Annotated in this window: 18 protein-coding genes; 14 read left to right on the top strand and 4 right to left on the bottom strand. The window is 69.4% G+C overall.

Features of this window, described 5'->3' with window-relative positions; translation table 11 throughout:
- Positions 1–646: 646 nt before the first annotated feature.
- Positions 647–1,309: a MerR family transcriptional regulator gene (locus IZR01_RS06265; protein ID WP_194894781.1), complete on the bottom strand. Its 663-nt coding sequence runs from the start codon at positions 1,307–1,309 to the stop codon at positions 647–649.
- A gap of 118 nt (positions 1,310–1,427) precedes the next feature.
- Here IZR01_RS06265 and IZR01_RS06260 point away from each other — a divergent pair, with 118 nt between their 5' ends.
- From IZR01_RS06260 to IZR01_RS06250, 3 genes are all read left to right on the top strand, one after another.
- Positions 1,428–2,063, top strand: a complete 636-nt coding sequence (locus IZR01_RS06260; protein ID WP_228558965.1) for a DUF4188 domain-containing protein — start codon at positions 1,428–1,430, stop codon at positions 2,061–2,063.
- A gap of 50 nt (positions 2,064–2,113) precedes the next feature.
- The gene (locus IZR01_RS06255; RefSeq protein ID WP_194923236.1) at positions 2,114–2,812 is read left to right on the top strand and encodes an alpha/beta fold hydrolase; all 699 of its coding nucleotides are present in this window, start codon (positions 2,114–2,116) and stop codon (positions 2,810–2,812) included.
- Between the two features lie 119 nt (positions 2,813–2,931).
- Positions 2,932–3,402, top strand: coding sequence for a carboxymuconolactone decarboxylase family protein (locus IZR01_RS06250; RefSeq protein WP_194923235.1), 471 nt, complete (start codon positions 2,932–2,934; stop codon positions 3,400–3,402).
- Between the two features lie 25 nt (positions 3,403–3,427).
- Here IZR01_RS06250 and IZR01_RS06245 read toward each other — a convergent pair whose 3' ends face one another.
- The gene (locus IZR01_RS06245; protein ID WP_323746927.1) at positions 3,428–4,390 is read right to left on the bottom strand and encodes an endo alpha-1,4 polygalactosaminidase; all 963 of its coding nucleotides are present in this window, start codon (positions 4,388–4,390) and stop codon (positions 3,428–3,430) included.
- A gap of 170 nt (positions 4,391–4,560) precedes the next feature.
- Here IZR01_RS06245 and IZR01_RS06240 point away from each other — a divergent pair, with 170 nt between their 5' ends.
- The 7 genes from IZR01_RS06240 to IZR01_RS06210 all read left to right on the top strand — a co-directional run bounded on the left by IZR01_RS06240 (position 4,561) and on the right by IZR01_RS06210 (position 11,746).
- Positions 4,561–5,601 (top strand): NAD(P)-dependent alcohol dehydrogenase, encoded by a 1,041-nt coding sequence (locus IZR01_RS06240; RefSeq protein WP_194923234.1) that lies wholly within the window; start codon positions 4,561–4,563, stop codon positions 5,599–5,601.
- Between the two features lie 89 nt (positions 5,602–5,690).
- Entirely contained in the window at positions 5,691–6,161 is a 471-nt protein-coding gene (locus IZR01_RS06235) for a GntR family transcriptional regulator (protein WP_228558964.1), read from the top strand.
- Positions 6,158–7,003: an ABC transporter ATP-binding protein gene (locus IZR01_RS06230; protein WP_194923233.1), complete on the top strand. Its 846-nt coding sequence runs from the start codon at positions 6,158–6,160 to the stop codon at positions 7,001–7,003. Before IZR01_RS06235 ends, IZR01_RS06230 begins: the two co-directional genes overlap by 4 nt.
- Entirely contained in the window at positions 7,000–7,974 is a 975-nt protein-coding gene (locus IZR01_RS06225) for an ABC transporter permease (protein ID WP_194923232.1), read from the top strand. Before IZR01_RS06230 ends, IZR01_RS06225 begins: the two co-directional genes overlap by 4 nt.
- 85 nt (positions 7,975–8,059) lie before the next feature.
- Positions 8,060–8,803: a metallophosphoesterase gene (locus IZR01_RS06220; protein ID WP_194894774.1), complete on the top strand. Its 744-nt coding sequence runs from the start codon at positions 8,060–8,062 to the stop codon at positions 8,801–8,803.
- Between the two features lie 142 nt (positions 8,804–8,945).
- On the top strand, positions 8,946–10,850 hold the full coding sequence (locus IZR01_RS06215; RefSeq protein WP_194923231.1) for a GTP-binding protein: 1,905 nt from the start codon (positions 8,946–8,948) through the stop codon (positions 10,848–10,850).
- Positions 10,851–10,948: 98 nt separating this feature from the next.
- Positions 10,949–11,746 carry an arylamine N-acetyltransferase family protein gene (locus IZR01_RS06210; protein ID WP_194923230.1) on the top strand — a complete coding sequence of 266 codons (798 nt, stop codon included), beginning with the start codon at positions 10,949–10,951 and terminating at the stop codon, positions 11,744–11,746.
- A gap of 31 nt (positions 11,747–11,777) precedes the next feature.
- Here IZR01_RS06210 and IZR01_RS06205 read toward each other — a convergent pair whose 3' ends face one another.
- Together IZR01_RS06205 and IZR01_RS06200 are read right to left on the bottom strand one after the other, a co-directional pair.
- Positions 11,778–12,803, bottom strand: coding sequence for an aminoglycoside phosphotransferase/kinase family protein (locus IZR01_RS06205; protein WP_194923229.1), 1,026 nt, complete (start codon positions 12,801–12,803; stop codon positions 11,778–11,780).
- A gap of 9 nt (positions 12,804–12,812) precedes the next feature.
- On the bottom strand, positions 12,813–13,619 hold the full coding sequence (locus IZR01_RS06200; protein ID WP_194923228.1) for a TetR/AcrR family transcriptional regulator: 807 nt from the start codon (positions 13,617–13,619) through the stop codon (positions 12,813–12,815).
- Positions 13,620–13,839: 220 nt separating this feature from the next.
- Between IZR01_RS06200 and IZR01_RS06195 the strand changes: the two genes are divergently transcribed.
- The 4 genes from IZR01_RS06195 (at position 13,840) to IZR01_RS06185 (ending at position 17,918) form a co-directional block, all read left to right on the top strand.
- Positions 13,840–15,378, top strand: coding sequence for an MFS transporter (locus IZR01_RS06195; protein WP_194894783.1), 1,539 nt, complete (start codon positions 13,840–13,842; stop codon positions 15,376–15,378).
- A 216-nt stretch (positions 15,379–15,594) separates the two neighbouring features.
- Positions 15,595–16,230: an MFS transporter gene (locus IZR01_RS50055; protein ID WP_228558963.1), complete on the top strand. Its 636-nt coding sequence runs from the start codon at positions 15,595–15,597 to the stop codon at positions 16,228–16,230.
- Positions 16,231–16,962, top strand: a complete 732-nt coding sequence (locus tag IZR01_RS50050; RefSeq protein WP_323746926.1) for an MFS transporter — start codon at positions 16,231–16,233, stop codon at positions 16,960–16,962.
- A 155-nt stretch (positions 16,963–17,117) separates the two neighbouring features.
- Positions 17,118–17,918, top strand: coding sequence for a COG4705 family protein (locus IZR01_RS06185; RefSeq protein ID WP_194894768.1), 801 nt, complete (start codon positions 17,118–17,120; stop codon positions 17,916–17,918).
- The last annotated feature ends 119 nt before the right edge of the window (positions 17,919–18,037 follow it).

The following is an 18,037-nucleotide window of genomic DNA, read 5'->3' as shown; positions in this document are numbered from 1 at the left end:
TTGTCAGCACCTGGACCGGCAGCCGAACTCGCCGGGCCGCCGGTACCGAACCACCAGTTTTGTACTTCTCCGGTCGGTTTTCGGTTCGTTCCCCTCGGTCGCGTCGGCAGGGCTTTGCCTACAGTGCCGGTGGCCGGGAGTCAAGTTCGCGCTATCAAAACCGCAGCTTGCAGGCTCGACCGCAAGCGCGCGGACTTTACTCCCGGACACCGGTGCTGTACCCCTTGGGGCTGACGACGCGACCGTGGGGAACGGACCGCACCACCTCACAAACCGCAGGCGCAGGGCCCTGACCCGGCCACCCTATGGAACCGCGCCAGTTCCCCGAGGGAGCCGAGAGCCCCCGCCGGAGGCGCCGGGCTCTTCATCACAGTTCTTGACCTTGATCTTGCTTGTGCTCTTGCTGTTGATCTTGCTTGGGTTCTTGATCTTGATCTAGCCCCTGGTTCAGACCTGCTGGAGATGAAGAGGCCTGAGATGCGGCGGGGTCGTGAACACGAAAACCGGCAGCCGACAAACACACCCACCGCCCCGAACCCCGAACCGGCACAACTTCTACCGAAGGCCGTAAAAAGCCTTGAAACCCACACGCCGACCGCAACCCGCCCCGCAAACCCCAGCCCAAAAATCCGAACCCCGAACACCCCTAGAGCGCCGGTTCGTCGCCGTATCCATAGCGCAGGCGCGATGAGACGTCCTCATGTGCCAGGCGGCGTAGGGCCAGAAGTATCGGCTCGACCAGGACCGTGTAGGCGACCGTTGCCTCCAGCGCCTCTTCGATCAGTTCGAACTGAGCGATCGTCGCGTATTCCGCTTCCGCCATGGGGCGGATCGCCGCCGCGTACCGGCGGAAGTCCTCTACCGGGGCGTCGTAGCCGAGGCCTACGAGGGTCGCCACGGACTGCGTGAGCATGTCGAGCGCGGGGGCCGTGTCCTGGAAGTGCCAGCCGAGCCTTCGTAGCTCGTCGAGGATCAGGCTGCGGATTTCATCCCACACAGCGCGTTCCTCAGAATCCTGCGCTGGTGCTTCCGCGTGCGGGGGCAACATGTACTGCGCGGTGCCCAGGCGCTCGTGGCGGGTGAACGCCGGGTCGTCGGCGACGGCCAGGACGTCGCGCGCCTGGGCCACCGACATCTTCCCGATCGTCAGCATCGCCCGGACGAGACGGAGACGCCGCACGTGCTCCTCGCCGTACTCGGCCCTGCGTGCGGAGACCGGCGTGCCCGGGGGGACCAGGCCCTCGCGCAAGTAGAACTTGATGCTCGGGACCGACACGCCGCTGCGTCGGCTCAGCTCCGCCAGATGCACGGTCCCTCCATTCCGGTCTCGACAGTCGTCGCGCCGCGTTCTACCCTGACCGCCAAGGATAGTTCAACTATCCTTCACCACCGCACCACCCGGCGCACGTCATGATGGGGGTCCCACGATGCCGATGCAGAACCCGATGCCCTTGCACTGGAGCCGGACCGTGCCCGGCGCGCCGAGCCAGCGCAAGCGGATGCGCGGCCGGTTCATGGCCGACAACAGCGAGCCGATCGCGGTCCTGCTGATCGGCGCCCGGATCAACAAGGGGTGGGCGGTCCACCACTGGGTCCCGGTCTTCCGCGCCATGCCGCGCATGCTCAAGGAACTGAGTAAGGACCCCGACAGCGGACTCCTCGGCTACCGCATCCTGTGGGGTCCGTGGTTCGGCCAGGTGACAGTCGTGCAGTACTGGCGGCGCGCCGGAGACATCCGCGCGTTCTCGCATGACGAGGACCGCACGCACCGCCCGGCACAGGACCGCTTCATGAGCCGCTATATGCGTTCCAACGGAGCGATCGGGATCTGGCACGAGATGCTGTCCGTTCGCGCGGGGGCGTATCAGTGCCTGTACGGGGACATGCCGCCGATGGGGATCGGCGCCGCCCGCGGCCTGGACCCGGCGACGATGCGACCGGACGGCTTCGGGTACGCGAAGGGTGAGGATCCGCTATTGGCTGGCGTGGCCGATCGCGTCGAGCCGGCCGGGACGGCCGAGACCGCTGAGACCGCCGAGACCGCCGAGACCGCCAAACAATGAACCGATCCACACCGCCGGATTTGTCGGAGTCCGCGGCTAGCGTTGAGCCCATGGCAACCTACATCTTGATCCACGGAGCATCCTCGGACTCCTGGCTCTGGCACCGCGTGGTCCCGCTGCTGCGCGCCGCGGGCCACGACGTCGTCACCCCGGACCTGCCGGCCTCCGACCCCGAGGCGGGGATCCCGCAGTACACGGACGCGGTCGTCGCGGCGCTCGGCGACCGCGCGAACGCCGACGATCTCATCGTGGTCGCGCAGTCCATGGGCAGTTTCACCGGAGCCACCCTCACCCACCGGGTCCCGGTGAAGCTCCTGGTCTTCCTCTCGGCGATGGCCCCGAAGGAAGGCGAGACGCCCGGCCAATGGTGGGAGGCCACCGGCTATTCGCAGGCCAGGCAGGAGAGCGACGCGCGCCTCGGACTGCCGGCCGACGCCGATCTGAAGGTGGTCTTCTTCCACGACGTCCCCGAGAAGATCGTGGACGAGGCCTGGGAGCGCGGCGAAGTCGGCCAGAGCGACCGGCCGTTCGGCCCGCCGCCGATGCCGGCCCTGCCGAGCGGCGTGCCGATCCGCTACCTGGTGGGCCGGGACGACCGCTTCTTCCCCCTGGACTTCCAGCGCCGGACCGTCCAGGAACGGCTGGGCTTCGCGCCGGACGAGATGGAGGGCGGCCACCTGCTCCCCCTCGCCCACCCCGAAGCGCTGGTCCAGCGACTGGAGGCCTACCGCGTCGGCGCCGAGCTCTGACCGCGAACGGTAGGTGACGCAGGTCACACCCGGACCGTCCAGCCCGCTGTCACATCGCCCCCGTTCCGATGGTCTACGTAGCGAAAGCGCACAGCGCACAAGACCAAAGGAGCACAGTCATGGAAGCCCGGTTCAACTACTACGGCACCGCCACCGGCCAGAAGTTCAGCAAGCACATCAACTCCGCGGGCCGGGCGGCCGAGGGTTCGGGCGTGCCCTCCGCCACGGTCCAGCTGGTCCTGCTGCGGGTCAGCCAGATCAACGGCTGCGGCATGTGCACCGACATGCACTACAAGGACGCCGTCCACGCCGGCGAGCAGCCCGAGCGGCTGAACCTGGTCGCAGCCTGGCGCGACGCCACGGCGTTCACCGACGCCGAGCGCGCGGCGCTGGAGCTGGCCGAGGAGGGCACCCGTATCGCCGACGCGGCGGGCGGGGTCGCCGACGAGGTGTGGGCGAACGCCGCCAAGCACTACGACGAGGAGCAGCTGGCCGGGCTGGTGTCGACGATCGCCCTCATCAACGCCTACAACCGGATGAACGTCATCACCCGGGTCCCGGCCGGGGGCTACCAGCCCGGCCAGTGGTGAGCCGCGGCGCCGGGAAGGCGGCGGATCAGCAGGTCTTGTACGCGTAGGACGAGCTGCCGGCCGGGCTCACGTCCAGATCGCGGAGCACGATCGCGATCTTCCCGGCGTAGCCCTGGCAGGCCTTGGCGAATCCGGCGTCGTCGTACTCGACGTCCACGACGTGGTCGGCGAACGTGCTCGCGTAGCCGCCGCATTCGCCGTACTTCCCGCACTGCTCGGTGACCGCGAAGTCGAAGCCGATCTGGTGCGCGCGCGGCAGGAACTCCGCGGTGTTCTTCTGCGCGATCGCCAGGCCCTTGGCATGGGCCAGCCGCGCCAGCTGGGTGGCCAGCGCGGCATCGTCGTCGGCGGTGAGCAGGCCTTGGGAGCGGGAGTAGGAGTCCAGGTTGTCCGGCTCGACGCCCTGGTACCCCTTCGCCGCGCAGCCGGCCATCCAGCCGCCGACGATCTGCGCGATCGCCGTGCGCTTGGCGTCGGTGGAGACGTCGAGCAGCTGCTCGTTCCAGTTCTGGTCGATCACCGGCGCGCCGGAGGAGGTCTTCAGCAACAGGTCCGGATGGTTGCTCTGCCACCAGTCGGTGGCGTCGGGCTGGGCCTGGAACGCGTTGAGGTAGCAGATGTTGTAGAGCCCGGACGCCGGCGAAGCCGAGCTGTCGCGGGAGACGATGCGGACACCGGCCGGCGGGGGATAGGCGCCGCCGATCTGGTAGTCCCACTTCACGCCGAGCGGGGGCGGGGTGACCGAACCGGCGGGTGCGGCGGCGGAAGGCTTGGCAGGATCCGACGTCGCGGAATCCGGATGCGAACCCGAAGAAGGAGACAGGGAAGGAGACGTAGAAGGAGACGCGGAAGTCTTCGCGGAAGTCGTCGCGGGCGAGCCGTCTCCCGCTGCCGCATCCAGCGTCGATCCGCCCCCGCTGGAACACCCGGCGGCCGCCAGAACAGCCGCCGCGACGGCGATCACGGCCCCGATCACGACCCCACGCACAACCGCACCTCCGACTCCCGACACCGCGATGCTAGCGGCTGGCCGACCGCATCAGGGGCTTGTCGCCGCCCGGTCACCGAAACCGCCTCCCACCAGCCACGCGGCCGTAGCCGACCGGTCACACACGGCACGAATGGCGCACGCCGCCGATCTGGCTGTTTGATGATCGCGTGCCCCCAGTCAACGCCTTCGCCGCCGTCTCCGCGACCGCCCCGCTCCAGCCGATCATCATCGAGCGCCGCGAGGTCGGGCCGCGCGACGTGCTGATCGACATCAAGTACACCGGCATCTGCCACTCGGACATCCACGAGGTCCGCGGCGACTGGGGCCCGTGCCCCTACCCGCTCGCGCCGGGCCACGAGATCACCGGCGTGGTGGCGGCGGTCGGCGCCGAGGTGACGCGGTTCGCGGCCGGCGACCGGGTCGGCGTCGGCTGTCTGGTCGGCTCGTGCGGGAAGTGCGACGCCTGCCTGCGCGGCCAGGAGCAGTACTGCTCGGTCAAGGCGATCTGGACCTACGGCGACACCGACGTCGACGGCACCGTCACCCAGGGCGGCTACGCCACGCAGATCGTGGTGACCGACCGCTTCGTGCTGCACGTCCCGGACGCACTCCCGCTGGACACCGCCGCGCCGCTGCTGTGCGCCGGAATCACCACCTACGCCCCGCTGCGCCGCTGGGGCGTGGGTCCGGGCAAGAAGGTCGCGGTGGTCGGCCTCGGCGGGCTCGGCCACATCGCCGTGAAGATCGCCCACGCGCTCGGCGCCGAGGTGACCGTCCTGTCCCAGACCCTGTCGAAGAAGGAAGCCGGCCTCGCGCTCGGCGCCGTCGACTACCGCGCGACCGGCGACCCGGCGACGTTCCAGGAGCTGGCGGGCGCCTTCGACCTGATCCTGAGCACGGTCAGCGCGCCGCTGCCGATGGACTCCTACCTCTCGATGCTCACCGTCGGCGGCGTGATGGTCAACGTCGGTGCCGCCCCGGAGGAGAGCGGCATGCACCTGCGGCTGCTGAACCGTCAGCGGATCCTGACCGGCTCGCTGATCGGCGGGATCGCCGAGACCCAGCAGATGCTCGACTTCTGCGGCGAGCACGGGATCGGCGCCGAGGTCGAGGTGATCGCGGCGGAGCAGATCAACGAGGCCTACGAGCGGGTGCTGGCCTCGGACGTGCGCTACCGGTTCGTCATCGACGTCGCGACGCTGGCCTGATCAGACGCCCCGGCCATCGTGATGGTTGACTAGTGTTCTAGTTAACCGCAACAATTACTCCCGTCCGCTACCGCGACGGGAGCCTTTCCATGATCTATTTTCATGTCGACCGGGCCGGCAGCGTCCCGGCCTACGCACAACTGGTGCAGCAGGTCCGCGAAGCCCTACGGCTCGGACTGCTGCATCCCGGCGACAAGCTGCCCACGGTCCGGGAGGTCGTGACCTCCTGCGCCGTCAACGCCGCGACCGTGCTCAAGGCCTACCGGGAGCTGGAGCTCTCCGGTCTGGTCGAGGCCCGGCAGGGCGCCGGCACCTACGTCTCCGGCACGCTCGGCGGCACCGTCGGCCCGGCGGTGATGGGCGAACTGCGCGGCCGCCTGACCACCTGGGTCGGCGACGCCCGGACCGCCGGCCTGGAGGACGACGACCTACGGGCCCTGATGAACTCGGTGCTCGCGGAGCCGCCGGGGGAGCTGACGGCTGAGCAGCGCGCGGCGCGGGCGGCCCAGTCCGCGGGCGCAGCCGGCCCGCAGAGCTCCGAAAGCGGAGCGCGGCCATGACCGAGGTCGCCATAGAGACCCGAAGTCTCGGGAAGCAATATCGAAAACTGTGGGCGCTGAAGGACTTCAGCGTCTCCCTGCCCGCCAACAAGGTCATCGCGCTGGTCGGCGCGAACGGCGCGGGCAAGTCGACGCTGATGTCGATCGCCGCCGGGATCCTGCCGGCCAGCCAGGGCGAGATCCACGTCAACGGCCGCGTGGTCCTGCTGTCCCAGGAGAAGCCGCTCTACCGCTCGTTCAGGGTGGCCGAGATGCTGGCCTTCGGCCGGCACCTGAACCGGACCTGGGACCAACAACGGGCCCTGACCTGGCTGAGCCGTTTCGACATCCCGCTGGACCGGCCCTGCGGCAAGCTCTCCGGCGGCCAGCAGACACAGGTCGCGATGGCCGTGGCGCTCGGCGCCCGGCCCTCGGTCCTGCTGCTCGACGAGCCGCTGGCCGACTTGGACCCGGTCGCCCGCCGCGACGTCATCGGCGAACTGCTCGCCGAGGTGGCCGAGAGCGACATGACCGTGGTGCTGTCCACCCACGTGGTGGCCGAGCTGGCCGATGTCGGCGACCACCTGCTGCTGCTCAGCCAGGGGCACAGCAGGCTCGACGGGGATGTCGAGGAACTGCTGGCCCAGCACACGCGGCTGACCGGCCCGCGCGCCGACACCCCGCCGATCGATGGCGAGGTGGTGCAGACGCAGTACACCGAGCGGCAGTCGACGTTCGTGATCCGCACTCTGCTCGGCGCGGACACCCCGGTGGCGGAACCGTGGCAGGCGCTGCCGGTGACCTTGGAGGATCTGGTACTCGCCTATCTGAAGCCGAATCGCAGTCTCGGGGAGGAGCTGTGAAGGGCCTGATCTGGCTGACCTGGCGCCAGCACCGCTGGCCGATCGTGATCAGTGCCGCGATCACCGTGATCTTCTTCGTCCTGATGGCGATCACCGCGTCCGATCTCGGGTCGATGGCCGCGAAGTGCCTGACCGAGACAGCGGAGCAGTGTCAGCGCAAGAACACCGAGGCCGTCCCCTCGCACGCCACCTACCTGATGAACTCGCTTGTCTTCCTGCCGGTGCTGGTCGCGGTGTTCTGGGGCGTCCCGTTGCTGGCCCGCGAGTTCGAACAGCGCACGCTGCCGCTGGCCTGGTCGCAGGACGTGAGCCGGGGCAAGTGGCTGGCCGGCAAGACCACCGTGATGGTCATGCTGATCGCGGCGATGGGCACGGTCCTGGCCGCCGAGTCGGAACACCTGGCATACCAGTACCACGCCTACACCTCAGAGAGCCTTTTCGAGGGCACGCAGTTCCAGGCCGGCGGCTGGCTGCCGCTCACGTTGGGACTGGCCTGGCTCGCGGTGGGCATCGCGGCCGGCGCCGCGACCCGGCGCGTGCTCGCGGCGATCGCGGTGGTCGGCGGGCTGTGGATCGTGCGCATGGTGGGGATGGTGCAGCTGCGGCCGCGGTTCATGACCGCGGTGACGGTGATGAAGCCATACCAGCTCGCCAAACGGGACCGCTCGGGCCCGCCGGTGTTCACGTTATCGAACGACATGGGCATCAACTCGGGAAGCGTCCCCTTCGTGGACGCCCACGGCGGTACACACTCACCGATGCAGGTGATGGACACCTGGTGCGGGTCCGCGGACGACATGAACGCCTGCCTGCACCAGCACGGCATCGTCGGCAATCTGGTCAAGTTCCAACCGGCCGGCCGGATGGGCACCTTCCACCTCATCGAGAACGGCATGAACCTCGGGCTGTTCGTGATCGCCCTGGCCGTCGCCTGGTGGTGCGTGCGGCACACCCGGACCACCGTCGGCTGACAGCAGCCGGCCGACGGTGGTCCGCTGACAGCAGTCGGCGCTCTGGCGAACGCCGCCCAGAGCGCCGGCTGTCTACGCTCGACCCATGCCAGTCGTCATCGCACACGTCAGCGATATCCACATCGACTCCGAACCCCGCGCCGCCGAGCGCACCCGCCGGGTCTTCGACCACCTCGACGCCCTGCCCGCCGACCTGGACCTGGTCGTGCTCACCGGGGACATCGCCGATCACGGTCTGGACGCCGAATACGCCAGTGCCCGCGAGGCCGCGGCGACCCGGCACCCGCTGCTGGTCTGCCCCGGGAACCACGACGACCGGGAGGCGTTCCGGCGCACGCTGCTCGGCGTCCCGCCCTCGACCGAGCCGGTCAACCAGGTGCACCGGACCGAGCGGTTCGTCCTCGCCCTCTGCGACTCCTCGATCCCGCGCCAGGACGACGGCTACCTGGCCGACACGACGCTGCGCTGGCTGGCCGCGGAGTTGGACGCGACCCCGGACGACGTCCCGGTCCTGATCGGCTTCCACCACCCGCCGGTCGAGCTGAACGCGCCGTTCGTCGACCGGATCCGGCAGTTCGGCGAGGACCGGCTGGCCGGCGTGGTCGGCGACCGGCCGAACGTCGTCGCCTTCCTGGCCGGGCACGCGCACACCGCGGCCGCCACCCGCTTCGCCGGGCTGCCGCTGCTGGTCGCGCCGGGGGTGGTGTCCACTATCCCGCTGCCCTGGGAAGGCGATCGGCCGGTGCACCTGGACCAGCCGCCGGCGCTGGCGTTCCACGTCGTCGACGACCGGCATCGGGTGACCACGCACTATCGCAACGTCGTGTGACCTTTAAACCGGTTGCGGACGCGGCCCCGCGATGTTGCACTGGGGCCGTCCGCATCCCCGACAGAAGAGGAACCGCGCATGCGTCGCTCGGCTTTCGTGCCCACCCAGGTCATGTCTGCCGACGCGAAGGACGCAATCACCGGTGCGGTATCTGAATTTGGGGATCCTGGCGCACGTCGACGCCGGTAAGACCTCCCTGACCGAGCGGCTGCTGCACGCCGCCGGGGTCATCGACGAGATCGGCAGCGTGGACCGGGGTACCACCCGGACCGACAGCCTGGAGCTGGAGCGCCGCCGGGGCATCACCATCAAGGCCGCCGTCACGGCGTTCCCGCTGGGCGGGACGGGCGTGAACCTGGTCGACACGCCAGGGCACCCGGACTTCATCGCCGAGGTGGAACGCACCCTCGGGGTGCTGGACGGCGTGGTGCTGGTGGTGTCCGCGGTCGAGGGCGTCCAGGCCCAGACCAGGGTCCTGATGCGGGCGATCCGGCGGCTCGGGCTGCCCACGGTGTTGTTCGTCAACAAGGTGGACCGGGCCGGGGCCGATCCGGCGCGGGTGCTCGCCGAGATCGAGGCGAGGCTGGCGCCGGCCGCGTTCCCGCTCGGCGGCGTCGCCGACGCCGGGACGCGCGCGGCGCGGTTCGTCTCCGACGTGCCGGAGCTGCGGCGGCTGAAGCTGTGGCGGAAGCTGGCCGAGGACAGTCGGCGGGGCACCGTGTTTCCGGTCTACTTCGGTTCCGCGATCACCGGCTCCGGGATCCCGGAGCTGATGGCAGGGCTCGGATACCTGTTGCCGCGCTCCACCGAAGGCGGCACCGGAAAGGCCTCGGGCCGGGTGTTCAAGGTCGAGCGGGGAGCAACCGGCGAGCGGATCGCGTATGTGCGCATGTTCACCGGAGCGCTCAAGACGCGCGACCGACTGCCCAGCGGCCGGGTCACCGGGATCTCGGTGTTGTCCGCCGAGGACGGCGCACCGGTGCCGACCGACGTCGTCAGCGCCGGGCAGATCGGTGTCGTCCGGGGTCTGGACAAGGTGCGGATCGGCGATCGGCTCGGTGCGCGCGGCGGCAGCGGATCGGAGAAGACGGCCGAGGCCTACTTCGCACCGCCGACCCTGGAAACCGTGGTCGCGGCTCGCGACAAGAATGAGCGCGGCCCGATGTTCGCCGCGCTGACGCAGCTCGCCGAGCAGGATCCGCTGATCGGCCTGCGCTACGACAAGGCCCGGTCCGAGACCTCGCTGTCGCTCTACGGCGAGGTCCAGAAGGAGGTCATCCAGACCACGCTCGCCGAGGAGTACGGCGTCGCGGTGGACTTCCACGAGACCACGCCGATCTGCGTCGAGCGGGTACTCGGCGTCGGCGAGGGCCTGGACGTGATCAAGCTCGGCGACAACCCGTTCCTGGCCACGGTCGGGCTGCGGATCGGCCCGGCGCCGATCGGTTCGGGCGTGTCGTTCGGGCTGGAGATCGAGCTCGGCTCGCTGATCCCGGCGTTCCTCACCGCGATCGAGGAGACGGTGCACACGACGCTCGGCTCGGGACTGCACGGCTGGCAGATCCCGGACGCGGCGGTGACGCTGACCCGAAGCGGCTACTGGCCGCGCCAGAGCCACAGTCACGGCACCTTCTCCAAAGCCATGTCGAGCACGGCCGGCGACTTCCGCATGCTGACGCCGCTGGTCCTGATGGAAGCCCTCGCGAAGGCCGGAACCGAGGTCTGCGAACCGATGCACCGGTTCCGTCTGGAGGCACCGAGCGCCTTGCTGAGAACGGTGCTCCCGGTCCTGGCGACGTTCCGCGCGGTGCCGGGGTCGACGACGGTGACCGGTGAGACCGCTGTATTGGAAGGACTGGTACCGGCCGCGCGGGTGCACGCACTCGGTCAGCGGATCCCCGGGCTCACCAGTGGTGAAGGCGTATTGGAATCAGCCTTCGACCACTTCGCGCCGGTCAGCGGGGGCGAGGTGCCGGAGCGGGCCCGCTGGGACGCGAACCCTTTGGATCGCAAGGAGTACCTGATGCGCGTGCAACGCGGTATGTAACAACGGGGCCTGTAGCAACGGGGCCTGTAGCAACGCGACCTGTGGCCGTGATCCGCGCCGTCGCCGCCCAACCGCGGCGGCGCGGGTAGCGTGGGGTCGTGGACCTCGACGCCTATCTCGCCCGCATCGGCTACACCGGCGACCGCACTCCGAACGCCGACACGCTCGCCGCCCTCCAGCGCGCGCACATCTACGCGATCCCGTTCGAGAACCTGGACCCGGCCCGCGGCGTCGTCCCGTCCCTGGCCCTGGACGATCTGATGGCCAAGCTGGTCCTGGACACCACCCGCGGCGGGTACTGCTACGAGCACAACACGCTCTACGCCGCCGCCCTGCGCGCCCTCGGCTTCAAGATCACACTGCTGGCCGGCCGGGTGCTGGTCGGCGCCAAGCCCGGCGACCTGCGGCCGCGCACCCACATGCTGCTGCTCGTCGAGGCACCCGAGGACTCGAACCGCTACGTCACCGACGTCGGATTCGGCAGCGAGGGCGCACTGCTCGACCCGATAGGGCTGTTCCAGCGCGAGATCGACGACCAGCCACGCCGGCATCAGTTGGGCATCACCCATGGCGAGGGCCCACTGGAGCAGCGGATCCTGCGGGCGTTCCTGGACGGTGAGTGGAAGGACCAGTACTCGTTCACGGTCGAGCCGTTCTACGCCCCGGACTTCGAGGTCATCAACTACTACATCGCCAGCAGCCCGCGCTCGCCATTCAGTTCCCGGGTCTACGTCTGCCGGACGTTCCCGGACCGGCAACTGAAGCTGGACGCCCGCACCTTCACCGTCGCCGAGGCGGACGGCACCGCTGTGAAGCGCGAACTCGCCGACGACGCCGAGGTGCGGACGGTACTGGCCGAGGAGTTCGGCATCATCGCGCCGGACCCGAAGAGCTAGCGCCCGACTAAAGCCTGAAGCCCTGAAAGGCTTACAGTCCCAGCGAGTCGGCCAGTTCAACGGCCTCATCAGCCCAGCGCGCACAGATCGCCAGACCGGCGGCGCGGGCCTCATAGCGGGCATCGGGGTCGACGGCCTCCCCGGTGCCATAAGCCCGATGGAGATCGTCCCGGGCCGCCCGCAGACACCACGGCATCATCCAGTCGTACTTCACCGCCGAAGCGCGGATGCCGAGCACGGGCAGCCGCGGATCGCCCTTCCACCCGGCCGCTCGCAGCCCTTCGAGGTAGGCCCCGGTCACCAGTTCCGGCAGGTGCTCGGCGAAGCCCGGGCGCAGCGGCCAGTCGAAGAAGCTGTCCGGGACCAGGTTCCCGGCGTCCTCGCCGACCGCGCCGTCGCCGAGGAAGGCCCAGTCCAGCAAGACCACCGAGCCGTCCGGACGCCGGATCACGTTGTTCGGCCACACGTCCAGGTGGCAGACCGTGCGCGGCAGGCGCGCCATCAGGGCGAGCAGCCGATCACGGTTCCGGTGCAACCGGACCAGGGCTTCGCGCTGCTCCGGCGGGAAGTGCTTGGCGATCAACGGGAGCGACCACGCTTCGTCGTCTTCGAGCAGCGCGAAATCGGCGGGCCGGGTGGTGCTGTAGTCCGCCAGGAATCCCCGGCTGAACCACGGCTCCGACGGCAGTCGCTCCGCTCCCTGGGCTTCGCCCAGAGCCCGGGCGACTGCCGCGATGTCTTCCATCGTCAGGTCCTCGCCGTGCGTTCCGGCCACGTCCTCGAGCAGCAGCTCGAGGTCGCCGTCCGGCAGCTCGCGGGCCTCGGCGAGCTTCGGCGCGCCCAGGCCCAGCCGTTCGGGCAGGCCGGTCATGTAGACGTCCGCTTCGCGGCGCCAGTAGTTCCAGAACCGGGGGTCGGCGGATGAGACCCACTGCGGCGGCGCGTCGGTGCGGCGATGGGTCAGGACCTTGTGGATCAGACCGTCCTCGCCGCGCCACACGCCACGGGTCACTGCGTTGTTGCGGTTGTGGGGCAACTGCAATGGTTCCTCTGACATACCGGAACCCTACTGAGACGCGGTGGTGGCCTGTGCCTTCTCATCGGCGGAGGCGAGCTTGGCGGCCAGCCGGACCTGGAGGCTGTCCAGCATGAGATCGAGCCCGTACACGAAGTTCGCCAGGCGCGCTTCGGTCGGGTCCTTCTCGAGCTCTTGGAGGTAGATCTCCGCCAGCCCGGCATCGGCGGCGTCCGCCGCCATCCGCGGACCCATGTTCTGGTACCACTCCTGCTCGGTCATCCCCTGCCGGCGCAGGGCCGTCAGCCACCCGGCCTCGGCGGACGTGATGCCGACGACGAACGACGACACCGAACTCATCGCCCGGACCGCCTCCTCGGTGTCGAAGCCGGCCGTGGTCAGGATGGCCAGGCCCCGCTGGGTGACCGAGACGACGTTCGGGCCCAGGTAGTTGAGCCCCACCTGGCCCAGCACCTGCATCACCCACATGTGCCGCAGCCCGGCCTGGCGCAGGCTGTGCGCGGTGACGTGCATCGCCAGGCGCCAGCCGGCCGGGTCGGTGAGCTCGGGCACCTCCAGTTCGCCGTAGACCTCGTCGACCACCAGCTCGATCAGCTCGTCCTTACTCGCCACATGCCGGTACAGCGAGGTCGCGCCGGCGCCGAGCCGCTGGCCCAGGGCGCGCATGCTCAGTGCCTCGATGCCCTCCTCGTCCAGCAGCGCGATCGTCTCGGCGATGATGCGCTCCCGGCTCAGCTGCTCCTTCTGGCGGCGCTGCGGCCGGGTCCAGACCGAGGTCAGGGGCAGGGCGGGGGAAACCGGGCCGGCGTCGTCGGTGTCATCGCTGTCGATATTCACGGGCGTTCCTCGTCTCAGGACGGCAAGGGTGTCACTTCACGTCATCAACGATAGCCCAAAAGTGCGCACGCTGTTCGCTGTTGCGCACAGCGTGCGCAGAGGCGTACGGTGTTCTCATCGACGCGCACACTGTGCGCAGATGCGAACGGCGTGCGCGGCCGGACAGACCGGTCCGCGTCATGGAGGAGGGGACATGTCAGAGAACACGGAGGCGCCCGCGATGGGGACCAGTACCGAGGCCGGCCCGGTGGGGGGTCGCCGGCGCTGGCTCATCCTGATCGTGCTGTGCCTGGCCACGCTGGTGCTGGTGGTCGACAACATGGTCCTGACCGTCGCGGTGCCGGCGCTGACCGAGTCGCTGCACGCCAGCGCGCAGAACATCCAGTGGGTGCTCGACTCCTACATCCTGGTGTTCGCCGGGCTGCTGTTGACCACCGGTAGCCTTTCCGACCGGTTCGGACGGCGAAGGGTCCTGATCATCGGACTGGCCGTCTTCGGCGTCGCCTCGGCGGTGGCGACGCTGGCCAACAATCCGGGCGAGCTGATCGCCGCCCGCGTCGCGATGGGCATCGGCGGCGCGCTGCTGATGCCGAGCACGCTGTCCATCCTGATCACCGTCTTCACCGACGAGGCCGAGCGGCGCAAGGCGATGGCCGCGTGGACCGTGGTGGCGATGGTCGGCCTGGTCGGCGGGCCGGTGCTGGGCGGCGTGATGATCAGCCACTTCTGGTGGGGCTCGGTCTTCCTGCTGAACATCCCGATCGCGGCCCTGGCCATCATCTCGGCCGTGGTGCTGATGCCGGAGAGCAAGGGCCCGTGGCGCAAGCCCGACCCGCTCGGCACGGTGCTCTCGATCATCGGCCTGACCTCCGCGGTCTGGGTGATCATCGAGCTCCCGAAGGGCTTCGCCCGGCCCAGCACGCTGATCGCGCTGGCGATCGCGGTGGTCGCGCTGGTCTCCTTCGGCGTCTGGGAGACCCGGATCGCCGAGCCGATGGTGCCGCTCCAGCTGTTCAAGCAGCGCAACTTCTCCGGCGGCTCGTTCTCGCTGACCCTGGTGCAGATCGGCAACGGCGGCCTGCTGCTGGTGATGACGCAGTACCTGCAATTCGTGCTCGGCTACTCGGCGCTGAAAGCCTCGCTGTGCTTCATCCCGCTGGCCGTCGCGGCGCTGATCTTCAACACCCTGGGCGCCGGCCTGGGCATGAAGTTCGGCAACCGGCCGCTGATGGTCGTCGGCCTGCTGATCTGCGCGGTGGCCTTCGGGATCCTGGCCAACCTGGGCATCGACGACGGTCTGACCAAGCTGTTCGTCGGGCTCTTCCTGCTCGGCGCCGGCTCCGGACTGGCGATGCCGGCGGCGATCACCGCGATCATGGGGGCGGTCCCGCCGGAACACGCCGGCGTCAGCTCCGCCCTGAACGACACGGTGCAGCAGACCGGCGCGGCGCTGGGCGTGGCGATCATGGGCACGGTGGTGGCCAGCCGGTTCACCGCCGGGATGCCGGCCAGCGTCCAGGGCACCGCGCGCAAGTCGCTGGGCCAGGCCGTCTCGACCGGCAACGCGCAGGTTATCGACGCGGCCCGGCACGCCTTCACCCACGCGGCGTCCATCGCCTACATCGCCGGCGCGGTCGGCGTGGTCGCCGCGGCCGTCGTGTCCTTCGTGGTGCTGCGCGACGTCAAGACGCCGGTCACCCCGGGCGACGGCGAGGACGACAACGTCGGCGACGGCTCGCTGGTCGCCGCGCAGGCCTGAGGCACAGGCCCCTGATCCGACCTATCCGTACTGATCCGCACCGATCCACGGGAACGCGAGTCCCGGCCCAACCGCCAGGTGGGCCGGGACTCGCCTTTGTCCTGGAACCGCTGCTCACCAGGGTTAACCCGGTGTCGGCCGCCGACACCGCCCCGCGCGCGACTGTGGGGATGTGAGCCATATCACAGCGCGGAGTAAGAGCCCATTGTTCCCTGCATGACGGAATCCCCCACCAGCACACCCCCCGCCTCCGAAAGCGCCGGCGACTCCGTCTGGAGAGTCGTCGGCGCCTCGATGGTCGGCACCACGCTCGAGTGGTACGACTTCTTCCTCTACGGCACCGCGGCGGCCGTGGTCTTCCCGAAGGTCTTCTTCGTCAAGAGCGATCCGCTGACGGCGACCCTGCTGTCCTTCCTCACCTACGCCCTCGGCTTCGCCGCCCGGCCGGTCGGCGGTGTGGTGTTCGGCCACATCGGCGACCGGGTCGGCCGCAAGAAGACGCTGATGGTCAGCCTGGTCATCATGGGGATCGCCACCACCGGCATGGCGTTCGTCCCCGGCTACACGTCCATCGGGGCCTGGGCCCCGGTCCTGCTCACCACGCTGCGCATGGTCCAGGGCTTCGCGCTCGGCGGCGAGTGGGGCGGCTCGGTGCTGATCGTCGCCGAGCGGGACAAGACCCGGCGCGGCTTCTGGGCCTCCTGGCCGCAGGCCGGCGCGCCGCTGGGGCTGGTGCTCGGGACCGGCGTGCTGATCCTGCTGTCGCAGAACATGAGCGACAAGTCGTTCCTGGACTGGGGCTGGCGCGTGTCCTTCGGGCTGTCGGCGGTCCTGCTGGTGGTCGGCGTGTAGGTGCGCAAGTCCCTCAACGAGACCGAGGCGTTCCGGGCCGCGCAGGCGAAGAAGGACAGCGCGCCGCCGAAGCTGCCGGTCCTGGAGGTGTTCCGCACCTCGTGGCGCGAGGTCCTGATCGCCTTCGGCACCCGCATGGCCGAGAACATCTCCTTCTATCTGATCGCCACCTTCTCGGTCACCTGGATCACCGAGCACTTGAAGCTCTCGAAGTCGTTCGGGCTGGACGCGGTGATGGTCGGCGCGGCGATCGAGACCGTACTGATCCCGGTGTTCGGCGCGCTGTCCGACCGGATCGGGCGGCGGCCGGTGTATCTGGTCGGCGCGATCGGGATCGGGATCTGGACCCCGATCTTCTTCGCGCTCGTCGATCAGAAGTCGTATCCGCTGGCGGTGCTGGCGATCACGGTCGCCCTGGCCTTCCACGGCCTGATGTACGGCCCGCAGGCCGCCTTCTTCGCCGAGATGTTCCCGACCGGCGTCCGCTACTCCGGCGCCTCGATCGGCTACCAGGTGGCCTCGATCGCGGCCGGCGCCCCGGCGCCGCTGATCGCCGTGGCGATCCTGGAGCACAACGGCGGCAAGACAGTCTGGTGGCTCACGCTGTACATGGGGCTGGCCTCGGTGCTGACCATCGTGGCGCTGTACTTCGCGCGCGAGACCCGGTCGGTCTCGATGGCCGGCCAGACCACGGCCGAGACGGCCGAGGAACTCCACGACGCCGTGCGTTAGGGCCCCGGTCACGCTCGGTGAAGCGGCGGATTCCAAGGGCGTCGTTCGCCGAGCCGGCCCAGGGAAAGGGCGGCTCGGCGAATTTCTGCTACATCGTGTAACAGATTGCCGACAACCCGGGTCCCGGCCGCCGGCTTCTGGGATGATCGACGGCCATGACGACTGAACTGACCGGGCGGCGCGCGGACGGATCAGCGCGCCGGGGTTCGGCACCGACCGCCGCGCTGAGCAAGGTCCCCGAGGTCACGCTGATCTTCTGGGTCACCAAGATCCTCACCACCGGGATGGGCGAGACCACCTCGGACTTCCTGAACCAGAAGTGGGACCCGAAGATCATGGTCTCGCTGTCCGGGCTGGTGCTGGCCGGGGTGATCTGGGTGCAGTTCAAGGCCCCGCGCTACTCGGCCTGGATCTACTGGGCCGCGGTCGTCATGGTCAGCGTGTTCGGCACGATGTGCGCCGACGTGCTGCACGTCGCCTTCGGCGTCCCCTACGCGGTCTCCACGGCGTTCTTCGCCGTCGCGCTCGCCGCGATCTTCGTTCTCTGGTACCGGATCGAGGGGACGCTGTCGATCCACAGCATCACCACCCCGCGCCGCGAGCTGTTCTACTGGCTGACCGTCGTCACCACGTTCGCGCTCGGCACCGCGGTCGGCGACCTGACCGCCACCACCCTGAAGCTCGGATACTTCTCCTCCGGGGTGATGTTCGCCGTGCTGTTCGCGGTGCCCGCGGTGGCCTACAAGCTCGGGCTGAACGGGATCGTCGCGTTCTGGTTCGCCTACGTCGCGACCCGGCCGTTCGGCGCCTCGTTCGCCGACTGGATGGGCGTGTCGGTCAAGCGCGGCGGTCTGGCGTGGGGGACCGGGCCGGTCAGCCTGGTGCTGCTGGGGATCATCGTGGTGCTGGTGGCGGTCCTGGCCGTGACGAAGATGGACGTCGGCAAGCGGGACTGACCGCGAAAGCGCCCGCGAGCGCGATCGCGAGACCGGCCCCAGGCCGACCCCCTACCCCGGTACTACCCGGAGCTTGGCTCCCCGGTGTGACGTGCGACGGCGGTGGTGAACCTACTGTC

It is taken from the genome of Catenulispora pinisilvae, assembly GCF_015356865.1.
GTDB lineage: Bacteria > Actinomycetota > Actinomycetes > Streptomycetales > Catenulisporaceae > Catenulispora > Catenulispora pinisilvae.
The sequence above is the reverse complement of the archived record's forward strand: the minus strand, read 5'-3'. Positions and strand labels throughout refer to the sequence as shown.